Source organism: Streptomyces sp. TRD_SC_5 (assembly GCF_056836825.1).
Genome location: NZ_JBWZZS010000001.1, coordinates 3681066 through 3702545, shown reverse-complemented (window position 1 = coordinate 3702545; position 21480 = coordinate 3681066). Strand labels below are relative to the sequence as shown.

General features: G+C 67.7%; 17 protein-coding genes. 8 read left to right on the top strand and 9 right to left on the bottom strand.

From position 1 onward, the window contains the following. Positions 1–3: 3 nt before the first annotated feature. Both AC1P0E_RS17200 and dnaB read right to left on the bottom strand, forming a co-directional pair. Positions 4–1386, bottom strand: a complete 1383-nt coding sequence (locus tag AC1P0E_RS17200; protein ID WP_482743047.1) for a serine hydrolase domain-containing protein — start codon at positions 1384–1386, stop codon at positions 4–6. Between the two features lie 63 nt (positions 1387–1449). Next, entirely contained in the window at positions 1450–2907 is a 1458-nt protein-coding gene (gene dnaB / locus AC1P0E_RS17195; RefSeq protein WP_482745784.1) for a replicative DNA helicase, read from the bottom strand. A 476-nt stretch (positions 2908–3383) separates the two neighbouring features. Here dnaB and AC1P0E_RS17190 point away from each other — a divergent pair, with 476 nt between their 5' ends. Then, positions 3384–4721 carry an MATE family efflux transporter gene (locus AC1P0E_RS17190; RefSeq protein WP_482743046.1) on the top strand — a complete coding sequence of 446 codons (1338 nt, stop codon included), beginning with the start codon at positions 3384–3386 and terminating at the stop codon, positions 4719–4721. Positions 4722–4809: 88 nt separating this feature from the next. Here the strand turns inward: AC1P0E_RS17190 and rplI are convergent, their stop codons facing one another. The 4 genes from rplI to rpsF form a co-directional block, all read right to left on the bottom strand. Next, positions 4810–5256, bottom strand: a complete 447-nt coding sequence (rplI, locus tag AC1P0E_RS17185) for a 50S ribosomal protein L9 (RefSeq protein ID WP_214974266.1) — start codon at positions 5254–5256, stop codon at positions 4810–4812. 18 nt (positions 5257–5274) lie between these two features. Beyond that, entirely contained in the window at positions 5275–5511 is a 237-nt protein-coding gene (rpsR, locus tag AC1P0E_RS17180) for a 30S ribosomal protein S18 (protein WP_003949403.1), read from the bottom strand. A gap of 43 nt (positions 5512–5554) precedes the next feature. Then, positions 5555–6154, bottom strand: coding sequence for a single-stranded DNA-binding protein (locus AC1P0E_RS17175; protein ID WP_482743045.1), 600 nt, complete (start codon positions 6152–6154; stop codon positions 5555–5557). 75 nt (positions 6155–6229) lie between these two features. Beyond that, positions 6230–6520 (bottom strand): 30S ribosomal protein S6, encoded by a 291-nt coding sequence (gene rpsF / locus AC1P0E_RS17170; protein WP_266829606.1) that lies wholly within the window; start codon positions 6518–6520, stop codon positions 6230–6232. 267 nt (positions 6521–6787) lie between these two features. Here rpsF and AC1P0E_RS17165 point away from each other — a divergent pair, with 267 nt between their 5' ends. The 3 genes from AC1P0E_RS17165 (at position 6788) to AC1P0E_RS17155 (ending at position 9494) form a co-directional block, all read left to right on the top strand. Beyond that, positions 6788–7102, top strand: a complete 315-nt coding sequence (locus AC1P0E_RS17165) for a hypothetical protein (protein ID WP_482743044.1) — start codon at positions 6788–6790, stop codon at positions 7100–7102. Positions 7103–7213: 111 nt separating this feature from the next. Then, positions 7214–8332, top strand: coding sequence for a lipid II:glycine glycyltransferase FemX (locus tag AC1P0E_RS17160; protein ID WP_482743043.1), 1119 nt, complete (start codon positions 7214–7216; stop codon positions 8330–8332). 130 nt (positions 8333–8462) lie between these two features. Beyond that, positions 8463–9494 (top strand): alanine racemase, encoded by a 1032-nt coding sequence (locus AC1P0E_RS17155; protein ID WP_482743042.1) that lies wholly within the window; start codon positions 8463–8465, stop codon positions 9492–9494. A 13-nt stretch (positions 9495–9507) separates the two neighbouring features. Here AC1P0E_RS17155 and AC1P0E_RS17150 read toward each other — a convergent pair whose 3' ends face one another. Further along, on the bottom strand, positions 9508–10986 hold the full coding sequence (locus AC1P0E_RS17150) for a glycosyltransferase family 87 protein (protein ID WP_482743041.1): 1479 nt from the start codon (positions 10984–10986) through the stop codon (positions 9508–9510). A gap of 127 nt (positions 10987–11113) precedes the next feature. Next, positions 11114–13810, bottom strand: coding sequence for a transglycosylase domain-containing protein (locus AC1P0E_RS17145; RefSeq protein WP_482743040.1), 2697 nt, complete (start codon positions 13808–13810; stop codon positions 11114–11116). A gap of 366 nt (positions 13811–14176) precedes the next feature. On the opposite strand from AC1P0E_RS17145, the gene AC1P0E_RS17140 reads away from it, so the two are divergent. The 3 genes from AC1P0E_RS17140 (at position 14177) to AC1P0E_RS17130 (ending at position 17378) form a co-directional block, all read left to right on the top strand. Beyond that, positions 14177–14860 carry a PadR family transcriptional regulator gene (locus AC1P0E_RS17140; protein WP_482743039.1) on the top strand — a complete coding sequence of 228 codons (684 nt, stop codon included), beginning with the start codon at positions 14177–14179 and terminating at the stop codon, positions 14858–14860. A gap of 49 nt (positions 14861–14909) precedes the next feature. After that, positions 14910–15992 (top strand): inositol-3-phosphate synthase, encoded by a 1083-nt coding sequence (locus tag AC1P0E_RS17135; RefSeq protein ID WP_482743038.1) that lies wholly within the window; start codon positions 14910–14912, stop codon positions 15990–15992. A gap of 108 nt (positions 15993–16100) precedes the next feature. Then, entirely contained in the window at positions 16101–17378 is a 1278-nt protein-coding gene (locus AC1P0E_RS17130) for an MFS transporter (RefSeq protein WP_482743037.1), read from the top strand. Positions 17379–17479: 101 nt separating this feature from the next. On the opposite strand, the gene AC1P0E_RS17125 is transcribed toward AC1P0E_RS17130, so the two are convergent. Further along, positions 17480–18922: a CCA tRNA nucleotidyltransferase gene (locus AC1P0E_RS17125; RefSeq protein ID WP_482743036.1), complete on the bottom strand. Its 1443-nt coding sequence runs from the start codon at positions 18920–18922 to the stop codon at positions 17480–17482. Between the two features lie 183 nt (positions 18923–19105). Here AC1P0E_RS17125 and AC1P0E_RS17120 point away from each other — a divergent pair, with 183 nt between their 5' ends. Then, entirely contained in the window at positions 19106–21406 is a 2301-nt protein-coding gene (locus AC1P0E_RS17120) for a DUF6049 family protein (RefSeq protein WP_482743035.1), read from the top strand. Positions 21407–21480 lie beyond the last annotated feature (74 nt).

Genomic DNA, 21480 nt, shown 5'->3' with positions numbered 1-21480 from the left:
ACATCACAGCCCGCGCCAGCCGCCTTCGTCCACGCCTCCAGGAACGACGTCCCCCGGCTCGTACGGCTCCCGCGTGAAGACGAACGACCCCAGGTCCAGATGGCTCACCGAGCCGTCCTCCCGCCGCACCACCCTGAGCGTCTCCCCCAAGTAGTAACCGTCAAGACCGACCCAAGTGCCGTCCGGCCGGGCCGCGAAGCGTGAACCCCGGCCGCTGCCCCGCAGCGGCCGAAGCTCCAGACCGCGGCCGGCCGCAAGCGTGAGGGCGTACGAAGCCGTGCCCCAGAACCACGGCCCCGTCAGCGCCAGCAGCTCCTGGTCGACCTCGGCCTCGGGCAAGGGCCGCCAAGGCTCCGGGATACGCGGCTCTGCCTCGGCAACGATGCGAACGAGGTCGGCCGCCACCGCCGGAGCGGACAGCCCCGACGTGGCGTTGACGAGCGCCACCGCGGCCAACCCGTCCTCCACACTCACCCACAGCCCCGCGACAAAGCCCGGCAGCGACCCCGTATGCCCCACCAGCGTCCGGCCGCCGTCCTGCACGATCTGCAACCCCAGCCCGTACCCACCGAACGGGTCCCCAGGACTCACCGGAGCAGCAGGCGTACGCATCTCCCGTACGGACTCCGCACTCAGCACCTTCTCGTCCCCCGCCGCGAGGAAAGCCGCAAAGCGACAAAGGTCCGCGGTCGTCGACCAGAGCTGACCGGCCGGAGCCATCAGCCCAAGGTCCACGGACGGTTCGGGCAGCATCACATCCGCCCACGGGTGCACCGCCCAACCGCCCGCATGCGGCGCCTGCGGCTGCGCGCTCGTACGCCGCATACCCAGCGGCTCAAGCACCTCCCGCCGCAGCACCTGCGCCCAGGACTCACCACGCACCACCTCGACAAGCCGACCGAGCAGCGTGTAACCGGGGTTGGAGTAATGGTGCGTACGCCCGGCCGGATGCATCCGCGCCTGCTCACCCAGCACATCGCCCAGCCCAGGGCGCAAGCTGCCCGGCGTCCGCTCCCACCACGGCGCCGGCGTCTCGGCCGCCAACCCCGCAGTGTGACTCAGGAGTTGAGCAACAGTCACCTCCCCCACCCCCGTACCCGGAAGATGCTTCTCCAGCGCATCACCGAGGCCGAGCAAACCCTCGTCACGCAACCGCAGCACCAGCACAGCGGTGAACGTCTTGGTGATCGAACCGATCCGGTACTGCGTATCCACATCCGGCCCATGCCCGTCCACACACGTACGGGACCCTGTCCAGACAGTCCGCCCATCGCGCTGCACCGCCACGACAACCGAGGGCGCCCTTCCTTCGGCCTGAGCGTTGGCGATGCGGTGCAGGAGGGCGCGCCGCGTACTGGGAAGCAGCTCTTCGAGCGGTGAAGTCATGGTCAACACCTACCGGCACCACCCCGCCCCGTCGACCTCTTTTCAGAGATCAGAAAACCCGGATCAGATCTGCGCCATGTCCACGAAGCGCGAGTAGTGACCCTGGAACGCCACCGTGATCGTCGCCGTCGGACCATTACGGTGCTTGGCCACCATCAGGTCCGCCTCGCCCGCACGCGGCGACTCCTTCTCGTACGCGTCCTCACGGTGCAGCAGGATGACCATGTCCGCGTCCTGCTCGATGGAACCCGATTCACGCAGGTCGGAGACCATCGGCTTCTTGTCCGTACGCTGCTCGGGACCACGGTTCAGCTGCGACAGCGCGATCACCGGGAGCTCGAGCTCCTTCGCCAGCAGCTTCAGGTTTCGCGACATGTCCGAGACCTCCTGCTGACGGCTCTCCGCACGCTTCGAACCACCGGACTGCATCAGCTGCAGATAGTCGATGATCACCAGCTTCAGACCGTTGCGCTGCTTCAGCCGACGGCACTTCGCCCGGATCTCCATCATCGACAGGTTCGGCGAATCGTCGATGTACAGCGGTGCCTGCGAGACGTCCGGCATACGCCGCGCAAGCCGCGTCCAGTCCTCGTCCGTCAGCGTGCCCGAGCGCATGTGGTGCAGCGCCACCCTGGCCTCCGCCGAAAGCAGACGCATCGCGATCTCGTTGCGCCCCATTTCGAGGGAGAAGATCACGCTGGGCAGGTTGTTCTTGATCGAACAGGCCCGCGCGAAGTCCAGCGCCAGCGTCGACTTACCCATCGCGGGACGCGCCGCGATGACGATCATCTGGCCCGGGTGCAGGCCGTTGGTCAACGAGTCGAAATCCGTGAAACCGGTCGGCACACCCGTCATCTCGCCCGTACGCGAGCCGATCGCCTCGATCTCGTCGAGCGCGCCCTCCATGATGTCGCCCAGCGGCAGATAGTCCTCGCTGGTGCGCTGCTCGGTGACCGCGTAGATCTCGGCCTGGGCGGCGTTGACGATGTCGTCGACATCACCGTCGGCCGCGTATCCCATCTGCGTGATCTTCGTGCCCGCCTCGACCAGCCGGCGCAGCACCGCCCGCTCATGGACGATCTCGGCGTAGAACTCCGCGTTGGCCGCCGTCGGCACCGTCTGCACCAGGGTGTGCAGATACGACGCACCGCCGACCTTCGTGATCTCGCCGCGCTTGGTCAGCTCGGCGCCCACCGTGATGGGGTCGGCCGGCTCGCCCTTGGCATAGAGGTCGAGAATCGCCGTGTAGACGGTCTCGTGGGCCGGACGGTAGAAGTCGTGCCCCTTGAGGATCTCCACCACGTCCGCGATGGCATCCTTCGAAAGCAGCATGCCGCCGAGCACGGACTGCTCGGCATCGAGGTCCTGAGGGGGTACTCGCTCAAAGGCAGGAGCCCCGCCCTCCCAGCCACCGCTCTCACCGCCGCGCTCGTGCTGCTCGTCGCGGCCCCGGCCCTCGCCGCGGCGCTGTCGGGAGGGCAGACGGTCACCAGGACCGCTGTCGGCCCAGGGGTCGTCCAATGGCTCGGAAATGCTCACCGGGCCACCTCCTCCCGTCCGCTGCGCGGACCTCGCTGTGCCACTCTTTCTTACGGCACGGCTCTGACAAATGAGACGCCCGACTCCGGTTCCGGCGCATCGAGTTCGACGAGCTTCCGGGGCCGGAACGGAAGGCGGGCGCCGCACCACGGTAGGCCCGCGGGCACCGTCAGCCAATCTGGTTATCCACAGGCACGTGTGGAGAAGGGCCACTTGCTGTGGAGAACACCCCAGAACCTGTGCATGGACCGGGGGACAGCGCTGTGGACAAACTCATAGCCACCCCACCTCCATGGCACTGACCTGCGGTTTCTCCATCCACCGGCTGTGGGGAAGAAAAACTTCGGCCCTCGGTTCAAGATCAGAACAAACGGCGCACAGCGGAGCCGGAAAAGCGCCCGTTCGTAAGGACCTCAGCGCCATTGCATCTCTTACCTGTGGAAGATTAGATTGACCCCATGACTCAGGCCCCCACGGCAGCGAAGAACAGCCGACGCCGGCACGACCGCGAGATCATCGCGCTCGCCCTCCCGGCCTTCGGCGCCCTGGTCGCCGAGCCCCTTTTCGTAATGGTCGACAGCGCGGTCATCGGCCACCTCGGCACCCCTCAGCTCGCGGGCCTCGGTATCGCCGCCGCGCTCCTGATGACCGCGGTGAGCGTCTTCGTCTTCCTCGCGTACGCCACCACCGCCGCGGTCGCCCGTCGCGTCGGCGCGGGCGACCTTCCGGCAGCCATCCGGCAGGGCATGGACGGCATCTGGCTGGCCCTCCTCCTCGGCGCCGCGGTGATCGCGGTCGTCCTGCCGGCCGCCCCCTGGCTCGTCGGCCTCTTCGGCGCCTCCGACACGGCGGCTCCGTACGCCATCACCTATCTGCGGATCTCCAGCCTGGGCATCCCCGCGATGCTCGTCGTGCTCGCGGCCACGGGTGTCCTGCGCGGTCTCCAGGACACGAGGACACCGCTGTACGTCGCCGTCGGCGGATTCACCGCCAACGCGGCCTTCAGCGTGGGCCTCGTGTACGGCGCCGGGCTGGGCATCGCCGGTTCAGCGTGGGGCACGGTGATCGCCCAGCTCGGGATGGCCGCCGCCTATCTCGTGGTGGTGGTGCGTGGCGCCCGCAAGCATGGTGCGTCCCTGCGCCCCGACGCTGCGGGGATACGGGCCTGCGCCCAGGCCGGCGCACCGCTGCTGGTCCGTACGCTTTCGCTGCGTGCCGTCCTGATGATCGCTACCGCGGTGGCCGCCCGGCTCGGGGACGCCGATGTCGCCGCCCACCAGATCATTTTGGCCTTGTGGAGCCTGCTGGCCTTCGCCCTCGACGCGATCGCCATCGCCGGCCAGGCGATCATCGGGCGCTATCTGGGCGCCAACGATGCCAAGGGTGCACAGGAGGCGTGCCGGCGGATGGTGCAGTGGGGAATCGTCTCCGGGGTGGTGCTCGGCGTACTCGTCGCGGTGTCGCGGCCGTTGTTCATCCCGCTGTTCACGAGCGATCAGGTGGTGCGGGACGTGCTGCTGCCCGCTTTGCTGGTGGTGGCTGTCTCCCAGCCGATCTCGGGTGTCGTCTTTGTGCTGGATGGCGTGCTGATGGGCGCGGGGGACGGCCGGTATCTGGCGTGGGCCATGCTGGCGACGCTGGCGGTTTTCACGCCGGTGGCTCTGCTGGTACCGGTGCTCGGCGGGGGGCTGACGGCTCTGTGGTGGGCGATGACGCTGATGATGGCGGTCCGGATGCTGACGTTGTGGCTGCGTGCGCGTTCGGGTCGCTGGATCGTCACGGGTGCCACGCGCTGAGCGAAGCGAAAGCGATGTTTCACGTGAAACAGCGAAGGGCCGCACCCCGTGGGGTGCGGCCCTTCGTACTGCTCTGAGATGCGCGGCCTTAGGCGGCGACGACCTCGACGCCCAGCTTCGCGGCGACCTCGGGGTGCAGACGCACCGAGACCTGGTGCGAACCGAGGGTCTTGATCGGCGAGCCCAGCTCAACGCGGCGCTTGTCGACGTCGGGGCCACCGGCAGCCTTGATCGCCGAAGCGACGTCGGCCGGGGTGACGGAACCGAAGAGACGGCCGGCGTCGCCGGAGCGAACGGCCAGGCGCACGTTCACGCCTTCGAGCTTGGCCTTGATCTCGTTGGCCTGCTCGATGGTCGCGATCTCGTGGATCTTGCGGGCGCGGCGGATCTGCGCCACGTCCTTCTCGCCACCCTTGGTCCAGCGGATCGCGAAACCACGCGGGACCAGGTAGTTGCGAGCGTAGCCGTCCTTGACGTCAACGACGTCGCCGGCAGTGCCGAGGCCAGAGACCTCGTGGGTGAGGATGATCTTCATTTTTCGGTCACCCTTCCCTTATCGCGCGGTGGACGTGTAGGGCAGCAGCGCCATCTCACGGCTGTTCTTGACTGCCGTGGCGACGTCACGCTGGTGCTGCGTGCAGTTGCCGGTCACGCGGCGGGCACGGATCTTGCCGCGGTCGGAAATGAACTTCCGCAGCATGTTCGTGTCCTTGTAGTCCACGTACGTGACCTTGTCCTTGCAGAATGCGCAGACCTTCTTCTTAGGCTTGCGCACAGGCGGCTTCGCCATGGTGTTTCTCCTGTGTGATCAAGAAGTGGTGTACGGGCCCGCCCTAGAAGGGGGGCTCGTCCGAGTAGCCGCCGCCGGCGGAACCACCGGAGCTTCCGCCCCAGCTGCCGCCGCCCTGCTGCTGACCGCCGCCGGCCGGTGCACTGCTGGCCCAGGGGTCGTCGGCGGGAGCGCCGCCGCCCTGCTGCGGGCCGCCGCCACCGGGGGCTCCGCCCCAGTTGCCGCCGCCCTGCTGACCGCCCTGCTGACCGCCGCCGTACCCGCCCTGACCGCCTCGGCCGGTGGTCTTGGTGACCTTGGCCGTGGCCGTCTTGAGGCTGGGGCCGACTTCCTCGACGTCCAGCTCGTAGACCGTGCGCTTGACGCCCTCGCGGTCTTCGTAGGACCGCTGCTTGAGCCGGCCCTGTACGACGACGCGCATGCCTCGCGTAAGCGACTCTGCGACGTTCTCCGCCGCCTGACGCCAGACCGAGCAGGTGAGGAACAGGCCTTCGCCGTCCTTCCACTCATTGGTCTGCTTGTCGAAGATGCGGGGAGTGGACGCGACACGGAACTTCGCGACCGCCGCACCGGACGGGGTGAAGCGCAGCTCGGGGTCGTCGACGAGATTGCCGACGACCGTGATGACGGTCTCGCCTGCCATGGGTGAACCTCTCGGCGGGGATTGCTGCTGGCTGCTTGTTGCTACTCGGACCCGATTACCGCTGAGCTACGGAGCTCAGTGGGTTTCGGGGCGGAGGACCTTGGTCCGGAGGACCGACTCGTTCAGGTTCATCTGTCGGTCGAGCTCCTTGACGACTGCGGGCTCGGCCTGCAGGTCGATGACCGAGTAGATGCCCTCAGGCTTCTTCTTGATCTCGTAGGACAGACGACGACGGCCCCAGGTGTCGACCTTCTCGACCTTTCCGTTGCCCTCACGGACGACGGAGAGGAAGTTCTCGATCAACGGGGAGACAGCGCGCTCCTCGAGTTCGGGGTCGAGGATGACCATCACTTCGTAGTGACGCATGTGGAACCCACCTCCTTTGGACTCAGCGGCCACGGTCGTTCCGTGGCAGGAGGGTCGTGATGCGTACGCAACGGTATCGGCCGCCACTGACAAGCCGCCTTCTTCGAGAGAAGAGGCTTGTTTTCTGGCGTGGGCAGACACCGGTGCAGACCGTACAGACTACCTGCTCACCGCCTTCCGGTTGAAATCCGGCCGGGAGGGGCCACAATCTGTACACATCGGGTGTGTGCGGCATCACGGTTCGCCGCCTTCAGCAGGAGGTGCCTCATGGCACAGGCAATGCGACGACGCTCCACGTCCTCCCTCTTCGAGACCGACGGCAAGCCTCATCCGCTCCAGGACACGCTGCTCGTGGTGACGCTCGTACTGGGCGCGATCGCCTTTGTCTCGGCGATGTTCCACAACCTGCACCTGCTCAGCTCCTGGACGGGGCTGCTGGGGATCCTGACGGGTGCGTACGGCCAGTTCATCTCGGCCACGACCCGTGAGCGGGTGCCGATGATCATCGGTCTTGGGGCGTCCGCGATCGGCTTCTTCCTCGGTATGGCGCACGGTGGGCTGTTCGGAGGGGTGCTCGGATAGGCCCGGCTGGGTCAGAGGGCCAGTCGGGGCGCTCCCTTGGCGCAGTAGGCTTCGGCGCGAGAGCCGGAGCCCCTGATCCCATGGGGACAGACCTGCCGAGGAGCGCCCCGCATGAGCCTGACCCTGAGGACCATCAGCCGAGAGCAGCATCTGGCATACATCCAGAGCCTGCCCGCGGCGAGCCACTGCCAGGTCCCGGCGTGGGCCGACGTGAAGACGGAGTGGCGGTCGGAGAGCCTGGGCTGGTTCGACAAGGGCGGTGAGCTGGTCGGCGCCGGTCTGGTGCTGTACCGGCAGCTGCCGAAGATCAAGCGGTACCTGGCGTATCTGCCCGAGGGTCCGGTGATCAACTGGTACGCGCCGAATCTGGACGACTGGCTTCAGCCGATGCTGGCGCATCTGAAGCAGCAGGGTGCCTTCTCCGTGAAGATGGGTCCGCCGGTGGTCATTCGCCGTTGGGACGCGCCTGCCATCAAGGCGGGCATCCAGGATCCGGATGTGAAGCGGCTGCGGGACATCGAGGCGACGCACATCGAGCCGCGTGCTTTCGAAGTGGCGGACCGGCTGCGGAAGATGGGCTGGCAGCAGGGCGAGGACGGCGGCGCCGGATTCGGTGACGTACAGCCGCGCTACGTCTACCAGGTGCCGCTGGCGAACCGCTCGCTCGACGACGTTCTCAAGGGCTTCAACCAGCTGTGGCGGCGCAACATCAAGAAGGCCGAGAAGGCCGGCGTCGAGGTGGTCCAGGGCGGTTACGAGGACCTGGCCGAGTGGCAGCGGCTGTACGAGATCACCGCTGTGCGCGACCGTTTCCGGCCGCGCCCGCTCTCGTACTTCCAGCGCATGTGGTCGGTTCTGAACGCCGAGGACCCCAACCGGATGCGGCTGTACTTCGCGCAGCACAACGGGGTGAACCTGTCGGCGGCGACGATGCTGGTCGTCGGGGGCCACGTCTGGTACTCGTACGGCGCTTCCGACAACATCGGCCGCGAGGTCCGGCCCTCGAACGCGATGCAGTGGCGGATGCTGCGTGATGCGTACGCGATGGGCGCGACCGTCTATGACCTGCGGGGCATTTCCGATTCTCTCGACGAGACCGACCACCTGTTCGGCCTGATCCAGTTCAAGGTGGGTACGGGTGGGGAGGCTGTCGAGTACGTCGGCGAGTGGGATTTCCCGCTCAACAAGATGCTCCACAAGGCGCTCGACATGTACATGTCGCGCCGCTGACCCCCGCTCGACCCCGTACACGGCGACACGGCGTACACGACGTACACGGCTTCAGGGCCGCACGTCGTACCGCTCGTACCGCTTCATACCTTCGATACACCGCAGCCACGAGAAAGGTTCCGGACCGGCCATGGCGCTCACCCTCTACGTCGACACCGCGCGCTGGCGGGCGCACCAGAAGTCCGTGCTCGATCAGTTCCCGGGAATCGTGCCGGTCTGCAAAGGCAACGGTTACGGCTTCGGCCATGAGCGGCTCGCGGACGAGGCGACCCGTTTCGGCTCGGACATCCTGGCCGTCGGCACGACTTACGAAGCGGCCCGCATCAAGGACTGGTTCGGCGGTGACCTGCTTGTCCTGACGCCGTTCCGGCGCGGTGAGGAACCGGTTCCGCTGCCGGACCGGGTGGTGCGTTCGGTGTCGTCGGTCGACGGTGTGCACGCGCTGGTCGGCGCCCGTGTCGTCATCGAGTGCATGAGCTCGATGAAGCGTCACGGAGTGCGGGAGGAGGAGCTGGGGCTGCTTCACGCGGCCATCGAGGACGTACGTCTGGAGGGCTTCGCCCTGCACCTCCCGCTGGACCGTACGGACGGTTCCGACGCGGTGGAGGAGGTCATCGGCTGGATGGACCGGCTGCGGGCGGCCCGTCTTCCGCTGCACACGATGTTCGTCAGCCACCTGAAGGCGGAGGAACTGGCGCGGTTGCAGCAGCAGTTCCCACAGACCCGCTTCCGTGCGCGTATCGGCACACGGCTGTGGCTGGGCGACCACGAGGCGACGGAGTACCGGGGCGCGGTGCTGGATGTGACGCCGGTGTCCAAGGGCGACCGGTTCGGTTACCGCCAGCAGAAGGCGGCGTCGGACGGCTGGCTCGTGGTGGTGGCGGGTGGTACGTCGCACGGTGTCGGTCTGGAGGCGCCCAAGGCGCTGCACGGGGTGATGCCGCGTGCGAAGGGTGTGGCGCGTGCCGGTCTTGCCACGGTGAACCGCAATCTGGCGCCGTTCGTGTGGGCGGGCAAGCAGCGCTGGTTCGCGGAGCCCCCGCACATGCAGGTGTCGATCCTCTTTGTCCCCTCGGACGCGCAGGAGCCGAAGGTGGGCGAGGAACTGGTGGCTCATCTGCGCCACACCACGACGCAGTTCGACCGTATCGTCGAACGCTGAGCGTCCGGCGGCGTCACCCGCTGGACGTGGTGGTGCCCCATTCCACTCGTGCCCCTTCGAAGTGGTGCACGGCGTGGCGCGGCGGATGCGCGGCCTTCCCCAGGACGAAGGTGTCCTCGGCTCCGTCGAGGACACCGCCCGAGGGGTCGTCCGAGCCGTCGCGCCGTACGGCGTCCCGCTCGGGCATGAGGATGTCGCGTACGACGACGGCGCACAGGTAGAGCGTGGCCAGCAGGTGCAGCGCGATGGCGAGCTGGTAGCCCTCGGGGGGCAGCCCGCGCTGCTTGTCGCCGCTGGTGGTGTACGCGAGGTACATCCAGATCCCGAGGTAGTACATGACCTCGCAGGCCTGCCAGATCAGGAAGTCGCGCCAGCGGGGCCTGGCCAGGGCGGCGAGTGGGATGAGCCACAGGACGTACTGCGGTGAGTAGACCTTGTTGGTGAGGATGAACGCTGCGACGACCAGGAAGGCGAGCTGGGCGAAGCGCGGCCGGCGGGGCGCGGTGAGGGTGAGTACGGCGATGCCCGCGCACAGCACGATCATCAGCAGGGTGGCGTACGTGTTGACGGCTTCGACGTCGAGCGGCTTTCCGGTGCGCTGGGTGATGATCAGCCAGAACGAGCCGAAGTCGACGGACCGTTCCTGGCTGAAGGTGTAGAACTTCTTCCACCCTTCGGGGGCGAAGATCATGACGGGCAGGTTCACCAGGAGCCAGGCCCCCGCCGCGCCGAGCAGCGCGGCTCCGTACTCCCGGTATTTACCGGCTCTCCAGCACAGCACGAGGAGGGGGCCCAGCAGGAGTACGGGGTAGAGCTTCGCGGCGGTGGCGAGTCCGATGAGGATGCCGAAGGCCAGCGTGCGTCCCCGGGACCACATGAGCATGGCGGCGGCTGTGAGGGCGACGGCGAGGAGGTCCCAGTTGATGGTGGCGGTGAGCGCGAGGGCCGGCGCGAGAGCGACGAGCAGGGCGTCCCAGGGGCGTCGTCGGTGCGTACGGGCGACGCAGACGGCGGTGATCGCGGCGCAGATCATCAGCATGCCCGCGTTGACCATCCAGTAGGCCTGTTCGCGCTCTTGTACGGCGCCGTCGAAGGGCATGGTCAGCCAGGCGGCGACCTGCATGAAGAGCCCTGTCAGGACGGGGTACTCGAGGAACTGCATGTCGCCGGCCAGGCGGTCGAAGTACGGTACGAGGCCGTCGGCGAAGCCGCGCCCGAGATACAGGTGCGGGATGTCGGAGTAGCAGGCGTGCGTGTACTGCGAACTGGTGCCGCGGAACCAGGCCCACTCGTAACACGGGATCTTCTGCACCATGCCGAGCGCGAACATGCCGATCGCGACCAGGGCGATTACGCGCACGGGCGTGAGCGGGCCGGAGCCGAGCCTGGCCCACCGGCCGACGGGGCCGCCGATCAGCTCGCTCCCCGCCGCGGCGACCTTGTCCTGATGCGTGGGCCGTACTACGGGCCGGTCCTCGTGCACGCTCGTCATGGGGTCATCCTGCCGTACGGGGCTGTGCGTGCGGGCTGTGGCTGCGGGCTGTGCATGCGGCGAGGGCCGTCGCACCGGGGTGCGACGGCCCTCGTCAGGGGTGGGGTGGGGGTGGCGGTGGGTGGCGTCAGCCGCCGCCTCCTCCGAACAGGCCACCGTTGCTGTTGCCGTTGCCCGGTTTGCCTTCGGTGCTGCCGTCGGTGGTGGTGCCGTCGGTCGTGCCACCGTCGGCTGTGCCACCGTCGGTCGTGCCGCCGGTATCGGTGCCGCCGGTGTCCGTACCGCCGACGTCGGTGCCTCCCGCGTCGGTGCCGGCGTTGTCGTTGCCGCCGTTGTTGCCACCTTCGTCGTCGCAGGCCCAGTCGAACGGGTCGCAGGACTTGGTCGCGCTGGGGGTCTCGGACGGCGTCGGAGTTTGCGAGGGGGTCTCGGACGGCGTCTCGGACGGCGTCTCGGAGGGCGTCTCGCTGGGCGTGATGGTGGGGGTGGGCGACGGCGCGCCGTCGGCGTCGGCCTTCTCCCCGATCGGGCCGGCTTCCGGGAAGCCCTTGGCGGGCATGCCCTTGAGCGCGTCACGCATGTAGTTCGTCCACACTTCGGCGGGGATGTCACCACCGTGGATGGACGGGACGCCGCCGGTGCCGTTCATGGAGAGCAGCTTGCGTGACTCGGGGTCCGTACGGAACAGGGTGACCGCGGTCGACAGCTGCGGGGTGTAGCCGACGAACCAGGCCGACTTGTTCTTGTCTGTGGTGCCGGTCTTGCCCGCGGCGGGGCGGCCGAGCTTCTTGGCCTTGGTGCCGGTGCCGTTCTGGACGACGTTCTCGAGGACCTCGGTCACGTTGTCCGCGATGGTGTCGTCCATCACCCGCTTGGGCGCCGGCTTCTCGAACCCGGCCTGCTCCTCGCCCTTGTATTGAACCTTCGACACGGAGTAGGGCTCGACGTGCTGGCCGGAGGCGGCGAAGGTCGCGTACGAGTTGGCCATACGGATGGCGCTCGGGGTGGAGGTACCGAGAGAGAAGGAGGCGTTGTCGTTGGGGTCCATCGAGTCCTCGAGGATCCCGGTGTCCTTGGCCATCTTCCGCACGTTGCCCAGGCCGACGTCCATGCCGAGCTGGGCGAAGGGGGTGTTGATGGACTTCTCCATCGCCTCGGTGAGAGTGACGTAACCGAACGGGGTCGGGTCCTCGTTCTTCTGCCGGAACGGCTGTCCCTTGTTGTTCATCAAGGGCTCGCCGGCGCTGTTGTTGATGACGGTCAGGTCGTTGCCGTTGTACTTACTGTTCGGCGAGAGGCCGTCGGGGCCGGACTTCGGAGTGCCGTACTCCATCGCCGCGGCGAGGACGTAGGGCTTCCAGGTCGAACCCACGGGGACACCCGACGTGTCGGCGTTGTTGGTGAAGTGCTTCTTGTCCCAGCCCTCGCCGCCGTAGAGCGCGACGATCTTGCCGGTCTCCACATCTACCGACGCGGAGCCGAACTGGACGAACTTGTCCTTCTTCGGACGTTCCTTGGCGTCCAAGAACTCGTCGCGGGTCTTGTTGACCGCCTTCTCCATCGCCTCGACCTTCTCCTTGTTGAAGGTCGTGTAGATGCGATAGCCGCCACGTTCGAGAGCCTCCGGCGTGATGTTGGTCTGCTTCATCACGTACTTCTTGGCGGTCTCGACGAGGTAGCCCTTCTGGCCACCGAGGCCGGTGGCCTGGCCCGAGTCCTTGAGCTCGGGGAACCCGGACTTCTTCCACTTGTCCCGCTCAGCCGGCTCCATACGGTCGACCTCGACCTCGCGGTCGAGGATCCACTCCCAGCGCTCCTCGGCGCGCGCGCGGTTCTTGTCGGGAGTGGCGTTCTCGCCGATGCCGCCGTCGGGGTTGAAGAGGTTCGGCCCCTTGAGCAGTGCGGCGAGGAAGGCGCTCTCGTCCGCCTCGAGATCCTCGCTGTTCTTGCCGAAGTACGCCTGGGACGCAGCCTGGATTCCGTATGCGCCACGGCCGAAGTAGGCGGTATTGAGGTAGCCCTCCAGGATGTCCGGCTTTTTCATCGTGGCGCCGACCTTGACCGAAATGATGAGCTCGGTGAACTTGCGCTTCATCGTCTGGTCTTGGTCCAGGTACGTGTTTTTCACGAACTGCTGGGTGATGGTCGAGCCGCCCTGGGTTTCCCCGCCCTTGGCCATGTTGACCACGGCCCGGGCGATACCCATGGGGTCGACGCCCCAGTCGTCGTCGAAGGAGGCGTTCTCGGCCGCGATCACCGCATTCTGCATGGACTTCGGGATCTCGCCGATGAGCACTGTCTGGCGGTTGCGCTGACCACCTGTAGCGGCAAGCTGCGTTTTGCCGTCGTCCCAGTAGAAGACGTTGTTCTGCGCCTGGGCCATGTCCTGCGCTTTGGGTGTATCGACCCACGCGAACGCCACCCCCGCCCCCGCGACCATGATCGCGAAGAAGCCGAGGCAGCTGCCGCCGACCAGCTTCCAGGACGGTACGAACCGTCGCCACCCGTATCTGTCCGACCGCGGGTAGTTGATGAACCGGTCCTTGTCCGGCGGGCCTCCGCGCCCCCGCCCCGCGCCGCGGCCGACGGCCTCGGCGCCGCGTCGGCGTGAGCCGCCGGACGCGCCGCGCTGGGCGGCGCGGCGGGCCTCCGCTCTGCCGCCGGGGGGACGTTCCTCTCCGTACGAGCCGGAGTGCATCTCGGTGGTGCTGCTGGTGTCCCGCGGCGGGGCCGCACGGCGGCCTGATGGCTGCTGGGCGGCTCGCCGGGCCGCGGCACGTCCTCCGTCCTGCGGCTGCGACGGTTTGCGACGGTGCTCGCTCATCGAACGACTACTCCTCGGGCAGGCGAGATCGCCTGGAAGCGGCAGGTGAGTTCCGGTCCCCCCGAAGTACGGACCAGCCCGGGGGCGGGTTCGTCCGTACGGCCTCATGTGCATCCAGGACGAGGACGCTCCCTGGCGTCACTTGGTTCCCGGTGGTCTGCATGCCGCACAGACTACGCACCGTCAAAACCCACCCAGTGCCGATGTTCACCCCAAATCAGGCAAGTTGCGTGCATCGAATTGATGATGTGACGCCGTTCACGATGGCCCCCCTTGTCGAATCCCGGCTCCCGACCTATCGTCTGGATGTATCGAGTCGATACATCAGCTCGGCATAAGGCCCGTCGGCGACTGAGGAGGCGAAGGATGAGCAGGCGCTCAGGCATCCTCGAATTCGCCGTGCTCGGCCTGCTGCGCGAGTCCCCGATGCACGGTTACGAGCTGCGCAAGCGGCTCAACACCTCGCTGGGGATCTTCCGCGCCTTCAGCTACGGGACGCTCTACCCCTGCCTCAAGACGCTCGTCACCAGCGGCTGGTTGATCGAAGAGCCCGGCAGCGCTCCCGAGGACGCGCTCGCCGCTTCGCTCGCGGGACGCCGGGCGAAGATCGTCTACCGGTTGACGGCCGAAGGTAAGGAGCACTTCGAGGAGCTGCTCTCCCACACCGGTCCCGATACGTGGGAGGACGAGCACTTCGCCGCCCGTTTCGCCTTCTTCGGACAGACGGAGCGCGAGGTGCGGATGCGGGTGCTCGAGGGCCGCAGGAGCCGGCTGGAGGAGCGTCTCGAGAAGATGCGCGCCTCCCTGGCCCGTACCCGCGAGCGCCTGGACGACTACACGCTTGAGCTGCAGCGGCACGGCATGGAGTCCGTGGAGCGCGAAGTGCGCTGGCTGAACGAGCTCATCGAGAGCGAGCGGGCGGGGCGGGATCAGCGACGATCCGACCCCGGTGGCCCGGCTCGTAACGACATCACATCTGGAGAGACGGACGGCCTGCCCCGGCACCGGGACGACACCGGTCCGGATCCGTCCGACGACACCGTCAAGTGAGGCCCTGCACATCCGCAGGCCTCGTCGAGAACACAGGGAGCAACCGCCAATGGGTTCGGTTCGCGTAGCCATCGTCGGCGTGGGCAACTGCGCCGCCTCGCTGGTGCAGGGCGTCGAGTACTACAAGGACGCCGACCCGGCGGGCAAGGTGCCGGGTCTCATGCACGTGCAGTTCGGCGACTACCACGTGAAGGACATCGAGTTCGTCGCCGCCTTCGACGTCGACGCCAAGAAGGTCGGCCTCGACCTCGCGGACGCCATCGGCGCCAGCGAGAACAACACCATCAAGATCTGCGACGTGCCGAACTCCGGCATCAGCGTGCAGCGCGGTCACACCCTCGACGGCCTGGGCAAGTACTACCGCCAGACCATCGAGGAGTCCGACGAGTCCCCGGTCGACATCGTCCAAGCCCTCAAGGACACGCAGGCCGACGTCCTCGTCTGCTACCTGCCCGTCGGTTCCGAGGACGCTGCGAAGTTCTACGCGCAGTGCGCCATCGACGCCAAGGTCGCCTTCGTCAACGCTCTGCCGGTCTTCATCGCCGGCACCAAGGAGTGGGCGGACAAGTTCACCGAGGCCGGTGTCCCGATCATCGGCGACGACATCAAGTCGCAGGTCGGCGCCACCATCACGCACCGCGTCATGGCGAAGCTCTTCGAGGACCGGGGCGTCATCCTGGACCGCACGATGCAGCTGAACGTCGGCGGCAACATGGACTTCAAGAACATGCTCGAGCGTGAGCGCCTGGAGTCCAAGAAGATCTCGAAGACGCAGGCCGTCACCTCGCAGATCCCCGACCGCGACATGGGCGCCGACAACGTCCACATCGGCCCGTCGGACTACGTGGCGTGGCTGGACGACCGCAAGTGGGCGTACGTGCGCCTCGAGGGCCGCGCCTTCGGTGACGTCCCGCTGAACCTGGAGTACAAGCTCGAGGTCTGGGACTCCCCGAACTCCGCGGGTGTCATCATCGACGCCGTGCGCGCCGCGAAGATCGCCAAGGACCGCGGCATCGGCGGCCCGATCCTCTCCGCGTCCTCGTACTTCATGAAGTCCCCGCCGGTGCAGTACTTCGACGACGCGGCCCACCGCGCCGTCGAGAGCTTCATCAAGGGCGAGGTCGAGCGCTAAAAGCTCCACCTGCTGTCCTGCGTCTCCTGAAGCTCCATGCAGACAGATCGTCGAGGGTCCCCGGGCTAATCCGCCCGGGGACCCTCGACGTGTGTGACGCTTGCTCGCATGCCCGTCGTACGTGATCTGCGCGTACTCCTGCGCCTGACCGACTTCCGCCGCCTGCTGACGGTCCGGCTGCTTTCGCAGTCCGCGGACGGTGTGTACCAGGTCGCGCTCGCCGCGTACGTCGTCTTCTCCCCGGAGAAGCAGACCTCGCCCGGGGCGATCGCCTCGGCGATGGCCGTACTACTGCTCCCCTACTCGGTGGTCGGCCCCTTCGCGGGCGTACTCCTGGACCGCTGGCGGCGCCGGCAGGTCTTCCTGTACGGGAACCTGCTGCGGGCGGTGCTCGCCTGCGGCACGGCTCTGCTGATCCTCGCGTCCGTGCCGGACTGGCTGTTCTACGCCTCGGCCCTCTCCGTCACCGCTGTCAACCGCTTCGTGCTGTCCGGGCTCTCAGCCGCGCTGCCGCGCGTCGTCGACGCCGACCGCCTCGTCATGGCCAACTCGCTGTCCCCGACCGCCGGGACGCTCGCCGCCACCGCGGGCGGCGGCCTCGCCTTCGCCGTACGGCTGGTGGCGTCGGACTCCGATGCCGCGGTGGTGCTGCTGGGGGCGGCTCTCTATCTGTGCGCCGCCCTGTCGTCGCTGCGCATGAGCCGCGAGCTGCTCGGCCCCGACACCGATCAGGTGCAGCCGCGGCTGCGGGCCGCCCTGGCCTCCACGGCGCGGGGCCTCGCCGACGGCATGCGGCACCTGGCGCAGCGCCCGGCCACGGCACGCACGCTGGCCGCGATGACGCTGATGCGCTTTTGCTACGGCGCGCTGACGGTCATGGTGCTGATGCTGGTCCGGTACGCCTGGTCGGACGGGCCGGGGGCCGGGTCCGAGGGACTGGCGCTGCTCGGGATCGCCGCCGGATTCTCCGGAGCGGGGTACTTCGCCGCCGCCGTTCTGACGCCGTGGGCGGTGGGGCGGCTCGGAACGTACGGGTGGATGGTCGCGTGCGCGGGATCGGCCGCCGTACTCGAACCGGCCCTCGGACTGCCCTTCGAGCCCGTGCCGATGATGATCGCCGCTTTCGTACTGGGCCTCACCACGCAGGCCGCGAAGATCAGCACGGACACGGTGGTGCAGTCATCGGTCGACGACGCCTATCGCGGGCGGGTCTTCTCGATCTACGACGTGCTGTTCAACGTCGCTTTCGTGGGCGCTGCCGCAACGGCCGCGCTGATGCTGCCCGATGACGGCCGTTCGGTCGCCCTGGTGGTCACGGTCGCTGTCATCTACGCGGTGGTTGCCGCAGCCATGTTCCGCTGGAACCGGGTTGGAGGCGCCCCATAGCGTGCGCGCGTGCCGCAGCAAGGCCGCAGGGGCGGTGTTTCACGTGAAACACCGCCCCTCACCGCATCCGCCCGTCGGCATGTTTCACGTGAAACATGACCTCAGCTCTGCGTCGCCCACCACTCCTTGAGCGCCGCGACCGCCGCGTCGTGCTCCATCGGCCCGTTCTCCAGGCGCAGCTCCAGCAGGAACTTGTATGCCTTGCCGATCTCCGGGCCGGGCCTGATGCCCAGGATTTCCATGATCTGGTTTCCGTCCAGATCCGGCCGGATGGATTCCAGCTCTTCCTGCTCCTGAAGCTGCGCGATGCGCTCCTCAAGTCCGTCGTACGCCCGCGAGAGCGCGCCGGCCTTGCGCTTGTTGCGCGTGGTGCAGTCCGAGCGGGTGAGCTTGTGCAGCCGCTCCAGCTGCGGGCCCGCGTCACGGACGTACCGCCGCACGGCGGAGTCGGTCCACTCGCCGGTCCCGTAGCCGTGGAAGCGCAGGTGCAGCTCCACCAGCAGCGAGACGTCCTTGATCATGTCGTTCGAGTACTTGAGGGCGGTCATGCGCTTCTTTGTCATCTTCGCGCCGACCACCTCGTGGTGGTGGAAGGAGACGCGGCCGTCCTGCTCGAAGCGCCGCGTCCTCGGCTTCCCGATGTCGTGCAGCAGCGCCGCGAGCCGCAGCACGAGGTCCGGCCCGTCCTCTTCCAGGTCCATGGCCTGCTCCAGGACGGTCAGCGAGTGCTCGTAGACGTCCTTGTGCTTGTGATGCTCATCACTTTCCAGCCGCAGTGCGGGCAGCTCGGGGAGCACGTATCCGGCGATCCCGCTGTCGACAAGCAGCCGCAGGCCCTTGCGCGGGTTCGCGGAAACAATCAGCTTGTTGAACTCGTCACGCACCCGCTCTGCCGAGACGATCTCGATGCGCTCCGCCATGGCCGTCATCGCCTCGACGACCTCGGGCGCCACCTCGAAGTCGAGCTGAGCGGCGAACCGCGCGGCGCGCATCATCCGCAGGGGGTCGTCAGAGAACGACTCCTCAGGCGTCCCGGGCGTACGCAGGACACGGGCAGCGAGGTCCTCCAGACCGCCGTGCGGGTCGACGAACTCCTTCTCCGGGAGTGCGACGGCCATCGCGTTGACGGTGAAGTCACGGCGTACGAGGTCTTCCTCGATGGAGTCGCCGTAGGACACCTCGGGCTTGCGGGAGGTCCTGTCGTACGCCTCGGAGCGGTACGTCGTGACCTCGATCTGGTAGCCCGCCTTCTGGCAGCCCACCGTCCCGAAGGCGATCCCGACCTCCCACACCGAGTCCGCCCACGGCCGGACGATCTTCAGTACGTCGTCGGGCCGGGCGTCGGTCGTAAAGTCCAGGTCGTTGCCGAGGCGGCCGAGCAACGCGTCCCTGACCGATCCGCCGACGAGCGCGAGACCGAAGCCCGCCTCCTGGAAACGGCGCGCGAGATCGTCGGCGACAGGGGAGACCCGCAGCAGTTCGCTGACCGCGCGGCGCTGCACCTGATTCAGGGCACTGGGGTTGTCTTCGTTGGCGTTCGGCACAACAGAAAAGGGTACGTGCCCCGGCCGGCCGAAGCTTCCTCGTTTATTGCCGCCCGACAAGACTCTTCCGATCATGTGGAGCAGTGGGCAGCACTTCGCCACAGCGCACCTCGTTACCATGCGTGGACGCAGGAACCGACAACCAACACCAGCAGCAGACAAAGACTAGGGACGGGCGTGGGCGTGGCCGAGGCGGCAGACTTTCAGGGGATGGTTCCCTCACCTGCCCGCCGGTGGCTGCGGCGCACGGCAGGGCTGCTCGCGGGCGCCCCGCTGGTGGCAGGTCTGCTGTACCTCCCGGCGGCCCCGCCCGCGCATGCCGACGACGCCACCGGCTCGCACACGGTTGATGTGTCCTTGAACGCACTCACCCCCGGCGCCCCGGTGGAGGGTGACAAGGTCACCATCTCCGGCACGGTCACCAACAGAGGTAAGGAAGCCGTCACCGACGCGCATGTAGGACTCAGCGTGGGACCGCGCATGTCCGGCAGGGCGGCGATCGACACCGCGGACGAGCGCAGCCGTGACACGGACAGCCGTGACCCCGCCGAGCTCGGCGGGAAGTTCACGAAGAAGTTCGCGAAGCTCCAGTCAGGTATCAGCGAGGACTTCAGCATCACCGTGCCGGTGGACAAACTGGATCTTGACGACCAGGGTGTCTATCAGCTCGGGGTGTCCCTGTCGGGGCAGACCCCGAGCCATCCGTACGAGCAGACGCTGGGCATCCAGAAGACGTTCCTTCCCTGGCAGCCCGAGGCCACGGAGAAGAAGACCCAGCTCACCTACCTCTGGCCGCTGATCTCCTCTACGCATCTCACCGCCGAGACGGGCTCGGACGAGCAGCAGACCCCGGTGTTCGAGAACGACAACCTCGGCGCGGAGCTCGCCCCGGGCGGGCGGCTGAACCAGCTCGTCTCCCTCGGCAATGAACTGCCCGTGACCTGGGTCGTAGACCCTGACCTGCTCGCCACCGTCAATGCCATGACGCAGAGCTACCAGGTCAAGTCCGAGGACGGTGAAACAACCGTCGCGGGCAAGTACCAGGCCGTGGCCAACCGGTGGCTGAGCGATCTCCAGAAGGCGGTGGAGGGCCGGAAGGTCGTCGCGCTGCCGTTCGCCGACCCCGACCTGGCCTCGCTGGCACACCGCGGCAAGGACGTCCCCGGCTCCCTCAGCCATCTGCGGCGCGCGACCGATGTCGCCGCGACGGCCGTGAAGTCGATCCTCCACACGGAGCCCTCCACCGACTTCGCCTGGCCGGTGAACGGCGCCGTCGACCCGTCCGTCGTCGATGTCGCCACGTCGGCCGGCGCGCACAACGTGATCGCACGCAGCGACAGCCTCCATGAGACGGGCGGCCTGCCGTACACGCCCACCGCGGCCCGGCCGATCGGCGGCGGCACGACCGCGGTGGTTGCCGACGCCCGGCTGTCCACCGCCTTCGAGGGCGACATGTCGAAGGCCGGGGACTCCACCCTGGCCGTACAGAAATTCCTCGCCCAGACCCTGGCGGTGACACTCCAGGACGAGGAGAAGCAGCGCAGCGTCGTCGTCGCCCCGCAGCGCCTGCCGTCGGCGAGTCAGGCGCAGTCGATGGCGAGCGCTCTGCACAGCCTCGACGCCCAGCGCTGGTCGCAGCCGTTGGACCTGGTGGCCGCGGCGAAGGCCAAGCCCGACGCCCGTGCCACGACCGACGTGCCGGGCCCCGCCTCGTACCCCCGGTCGCTGAGCAGGCAGGAGCTTCCGGCCAAGGCGTTCCAGGACATCAAGGCCACGCAGGCCAAGCTCGACAACTTCAAGGTGATCCTCACCGCCCGCGACCGTGTGGTCACTCCCTTCGGCAACGCCATCAACCGCGCGATGTCGACGTCTTGGCGGGGCAGTGCGCAAAAGGCCCAGAAGTACCGCGACGGGGTGCAGAGCTACCTGGTGAGCCTCACCGACGAGGTGCAGCTCATCCAGAAGTCCGACGCGACCCTGTCGGGGCGCAGCGCGACCGTGCCCGTGACGGTGCAGAACCAGCTGGTGCAGGGCGTCGAGCACCTGGTGCTTCGGCTCAAGTCGACCAAGCCCACCCGCCTCAAGCTGGACGGCGGCGAGAGCGTCGCCGAAAGCCCGGTGAAGGTCGCGGGCGGCCACAGCCAGTCGGTGAAGTTCACAGCCACCGCCAACGCCAACGGCCCGGTCCCGGTGATCGCCCAGCTCTACACCGAGGACGGCACACCGTACGGACGCCAGATGGAGTTCACGGTCGACGTGAACGAATTCACTCCGACCGTGATGCTCGTCATCGCCGGCGGTGTGCTGCTGCTCGTACTCGCCGGGGTCAGGATGTACACCCAGCGCAAGCGCGCGGCGGCCCGTGAGGCCGCCGACGGGGACGGCGACGAGGGTGACGACTCCGAGCAGCCGAGTGACCCGACACCGGACACCGGTCCCGAAAGCGGCAACCCGTACGGCACGGGTGAGAAAGTGGACCGTTGAGCTACGCCGTGGCCGGTCGGCCGGGGACGATGAGGTGGGGTTGCGATGCAGCGTCTTCCCGGGGGAGAGTCCCC